Genomic DNA, 4,193 nt, shown 5'->3' with positions numbered 1-4,193 from the left:
GTTCACAACCGCCGTGGCGGCGATGCGGAAGCTGCAGCGATAAAGCTCTCCCCGGAGTATTCGGATGCCGACGTCGCGGCCATCTGGAACGGCAACGACTTCTCGATGGAGCACTTGCTGTCGGAGGTCTTATCCCTGGACATGTCATCGGTGCGTCGCATCGACACACCCGTGTTTCTGTTCTTGGGCCGTCATGACCACAACGTGTCTTCGGAACTGGCCGCCGAATGGGCCGACAAGCTCGCCGCTCCCGAGAAGCAGATCATCTGGTTTGAACAGTCTGCTCACGAGGTCATGATTGAAGAGCCGGGCAAGACACTGCTTACCCTCGTCCAACAAGTTCGCCCCATTGCAGAACGCGCAGGCGATACAGCACCTTAAATGAGGGGGCCCGCCAGAGAGTAAGTTCCACGCACTTTTATGCCCACAAAACCAGCCATGGAAGGGCTACCAGCCCTTGCGCGATTGCGTGGAGTTTGGCCGCCAGCTCAGGCCGATCGACGCTAGCAGTGAATTCCTGCAGATCCATCGCGGGACCAATAAAGGCCGATGTCAGACGAGCGCCGTCCAAATCCAAATGGATCCACGTGCCCGCGCGATTCATGGAAAAACTGCGAAGGGCGCCCCGCCCGCTTTCCGAGAGCCTGACCCTGAACTGCGGGTGCCCACTGGCGCCGTAGCCAAGAAATCGAATCGCGCTGAGCTCGACACGAGGTTGTATCAATTGTTGGATCTTCTATTGCCGTGATGGGTCGGCCTCTTCCCGATGCCTCCCCGCCTGAAACGAATTTACCCGTGTCTCTCCTGCCACGGACCGCTCAGAGTCAACTGCAAGCCAGTTTACGTCGAGATCATCCGTGCACCACCTAACTTGCTGACTCATTCATTGACCGGATGCAAGAGAGACGCAAGACGTGGGTAGGAAGAGGGAGGGGACAAAGAGAGGGCGAAAGCGACAGAGCGCTGCCATCTCGCAGCCGAATGTAAGCGCGCGGCCGGTATCGGTGACCAAGCAGCACGCCTTGCTCCGGTCGCTCAGATATTGCCCGGACTGGAAGCCGGGCAAGCTGCAGCCCCGCCCAGATCCACCCCGCCGTCACCAGCACCAAGAATGGCAAGGCGAAGCTGAGGCCATGGCGGGCGCTGCGTCGATTGCATGCCAGCGGCAAGCATCACCGCTACGCACAGCATCGGGACCCACCAACCACAGCAGCCGCTATGCAGGTGGGCGGGCTACGGCCCAATCCGCGACCATCGCCGTCCAAACCTTCATCGCTGTGCCTCAATCCACTGTGCCACGTCGTCCACAAGCTGCGGAAGGACGTTGCCGGGCGTGTTGTATTCCTGCAGCGAACCCGGGCCTTGGCCGGCGACGCCCAGGTGGTTCACCGCCGGATAGTGTTTGAAGCTGACTTGGCGCTGGCGAGCCAAGCCGTGTTGCCACAGCTGCCAGTCCGTATCCACGACTTGGAAGTCACGGCCGCCTTGGAGCAGCAAAATGGGCAGTGCTGAGGCCTTGGCGTCGGCGACCGGATCAATGTTCTCGAACGCGCGCCAGTAACTCGCCGGCACGCCCAGTGGCAGGTCCTTGGCAGCAACCGGTGCCGTGCCCCGTGCGGCGGCGATCTGCCCGTCCAGTTTGTCCAGGATGGCCTGGTCGTCGGCGCTGATGCTCCCATCCAGGCCCAAGAGGTAGCGGTTCTGTTCCGGCAACACGGTCAGCAGCGAGCGGGCCGGCGCTGACCACAGGACCAGCCCCGCCACCTTGCCCGAGCGCTGCGCAATGCGGGGCGCCAGCATGCCGCCCTGACTGTGCCCCATCACATAGACGTGGTGCGCGTCGATGCCCGGGGCCTTGGCCAGGCCGGCGACGGCGGCGACGGCATCGTTGGTGGTTTCATCGTCCATCGTGTAGTCGTTGCCGCTGAACTCCTGCGGCCGTGCCTTGGTACGCTTTTCGTAGCGCAGCACCGCGATCCCGTGGGCGGCCAAGCCGCGCGCTACGTCCAAGAACGGACGATTCGGTCCAATCGTTTCATCGCGGTCCTGTGGACCGGACCCGTGCACCAGCACTACCGCGCGGAACGGCCCTTTGCCCTTGGGCAGGGCCAGCGTGCCCGGTAGGGCGCCCTTGTCAGACACCACGTCGAAAGGCAGCTCTTGGAAACTTGCATCAGCTGGCACTGGGGGCGCTGGCGGCGCTTGTGCGGTCGCCGGTTTGAAGTTCAGGCCGGCAACGCGGCCGCCGGCATCTACCGCTACTTGCGTGTCGATGTCGCCCACCGCAAACCTCAGCCGCTGTGTCACCACGCTCACCTCGCCGCGCGCAGTGACCTGTGCCGCGCCGCGATCTTGCAGCGCGCCGAACGATTGCCACAGGGCCTGCAGCTGCGCCGCCGGCACGGCCTTTGCCATCTCTGGAGTGAACATCGCCTCGGCCGCGGTAGCCTCACCGGCCTGAAGATGATCGAGCAGGGCGGCAGCGGTCTGTGCCGGCGGCGCAGCTTGGGCGAGCGTGGCGGTGAAAAGCAGCATCATGCCCATGCCCCAACGTGTCAGCGCGCGCATCTCGCACCTCCTTCTTGAGAATCCGCACCGCCGGCGCCGACGGCAGGTGGACCGCGTCGTTCAGTTCCGAGCGCGGCCGCCCTTGCCGATTCACTTCGTCTCGGAGCGCCCTTCGGTTCGCCTATCGGATTCGTTTCGATTTGAACAGTCAGGTAGCTCCAGCGTGTGCTCATGGCTTGATCTCCAATTTGGGGTTGAGATTAGGCAGACAGGCTGCCAAACGCTGCTGGCCTCTCATTCCAATGCGTCGGAATTCCATGCAGGAGGCCAGCCTCGGGCGTCACAGTGTCAACCAGCATGGCTTGCCCACCAGGCAAAGTTCATTCTGGACACCGGCTGCGCTTCGGAGCCTATTGCACCCTCGCCAGTCCCGTTTCCGCCTCTGGCGCCAGCGTGTGAATTACCTCCCCTTTTGCATTGAGGAACTCGATGGCGCCGTACCCCTCTTCGGTTACGGTCAGCCGCAGGCGTGTCTTGTCCGCTTTGTCGTTCAATGCGATCGCAGGGGCACCGTCTGCACCCACCACCATTCGGATGCGCGTGGACGTTTTAACCCCGGGAACCAAGCGGTTGTCGAGGGCAGGCTCACGCAGCAGCGGCGGTGCTTGGTTGATCGAGAACGCCACCTCGCCGTCCGGCGAGACGCGCCAGCCGATGGCATCCATCGCCGGGTGATCCAAGGCCAGAACGGCCATCCCCCCGGCCACGTCGGCGGTTCCGAAGCCGCCCCGCTCGCTGCCCTTGTCGTCGTAAAGCACCAGCCCGGCGACGTTGAACGCCCGGCGGTATTGGATCCCATCGATGATCGGCGCCGGCGTCCGGCCTGAAAGGGTCATGCGGATGACCCCGTTCTCATCGACGATATCGATGCGCTGTGCAGTGATCCGATCATGGTCGGGCTTAGCGACCTTTGTCTCCGGACTGCGGGACTCAATGATGCGCTGCAGCGCGTCCAGAGAGGGTCGGGACGGGGCTGAATCCTCCGTCGCATTTGAGAGAGGAGAGACAAACATGGAAGCAAGGAAAACGGCGAAGGCAAGTTTCTTCATACAAGTTCCCGTGACGGTTAATGCTTCTGGCGTAGCGCTTTGACGCTTCAGCAAGACCTCACCTCCACGTCACCCACGCCCCCGGCTGCACTGACTGGACGTCGATGGCAGTTCCCCGCGCCACCCTGACCAGAGCGCCCAGAGGATCGTCTACTTCCTGATACTCATCAACCCCCGATATGCCGTAGTGGATTGGGACGAGAAGCCGCGCGCCCAGGACGGTTGCGGCGGCGATGGCCTGCTCGGGCGTCAGAACGCCCGGCTGTCCGCTGACAGGCTTGCGCCATCCGAACGTGGCGCCGTTGATCGGCAGGAACGCCACATCGAAGGGTCCGAGCTGACGGCCGATCTTCCACCAGTGGCCGTGCCACATCGTGTCTCCCCCATGGAATACCCGCCGGCCCGCGGCCGACACTACCCAGGACACCTGAGTATCGCCGTATCCGTCCGAGGCGGGCACCGCCGTGGCGGTGAAGTCACCTAGCAACTGCGGCTCCCAAAGCGTTGCGGGACGTGCCCGGGCGCCTCCAGGGACGGGAAGCGGATGGGTCCCCTCGGGGTAAATCAAGCTACCGC

3 protein-coding genes and 1 pseudogene are annotated in these 4,193 nt (G+C 63.3%); 1 reads left to right on the top strand and 3 read right to left on the bottom strand.

The features are described 5' to 3' along the window. A pseudogene (locus AC1DQP_RS17480) lies at positions 1–381 on the top strand (alpha/beta hydrolase); the annotation flags it as partial. An 888-nt stretch (positions 382–1,269) separates the two neighbouring features. Here AC1DQP_RS17480 and AC1DQP_RS17475 read toward each other — a convergent pair. From AC1DQP_RS17475 to AC1DQP_RS17465, 3 genes are all read right to left on the bottom strand, one after another. Continuing rightward, positions 1,270–2,568: an alpha/beta hydrolase gene (locus AC1DQP_RS17475; protein WP_457319643.1), complete on the bottom strand. Its 1,299-nt coding sequence runs from the start codon at positions 2,566–2,568 to the stop codon at positions 1,270–1,272. A 350-nt stretch (positions 2,569–2,918) separates the two neighbouring features. After that, positions 2,919–3,617: a hypothetical protein gene (locus AC1DQP_RS17470; protein ID WP_152153247.1), complete on the bottom strand. Its 699-nt coding sequence runs from the start codon at positions 3,615–3,617 to the stop codon at positions 2,919–2,921. 58 nt (positions 3,618–3,675) lie between these two features. Next, positions 3,676–4,193: MBL fold metallo-hydrolase (locus AC1DQP_RS17465; RefSeq protein ID WP_478052095.1), on the bottom strand; the 518-nt coding region annotated here is incomplete at its 5' end.

The sequence above is a fragment of the Stenotrophomonas sp. P5_A8 genome (assembly GCF_056400545.1).
The sequence above is the reverse complement of the archived record's forward strand: the minus strand, read 5'-3'. Positions and strand labels throughout refer to the sequence as shown.

Coding starts and splice junctions, on each gene's coding strand:
- AC1DQP_RS17475 (WP_457319643.1), bottom strand. CDS start 2,568: ATGCGCGCGCTGACACGTTGGGGCATGGGCATGATGCTGCTTTTCACC.
- AC1DQP_RS17470 (WP_152153247.1), bottom strand. CDS start 3,617: ATGAAGAAACTTGCCTTCGCCGTTTTCCTTGCTTCCATGTTTGTCTCT.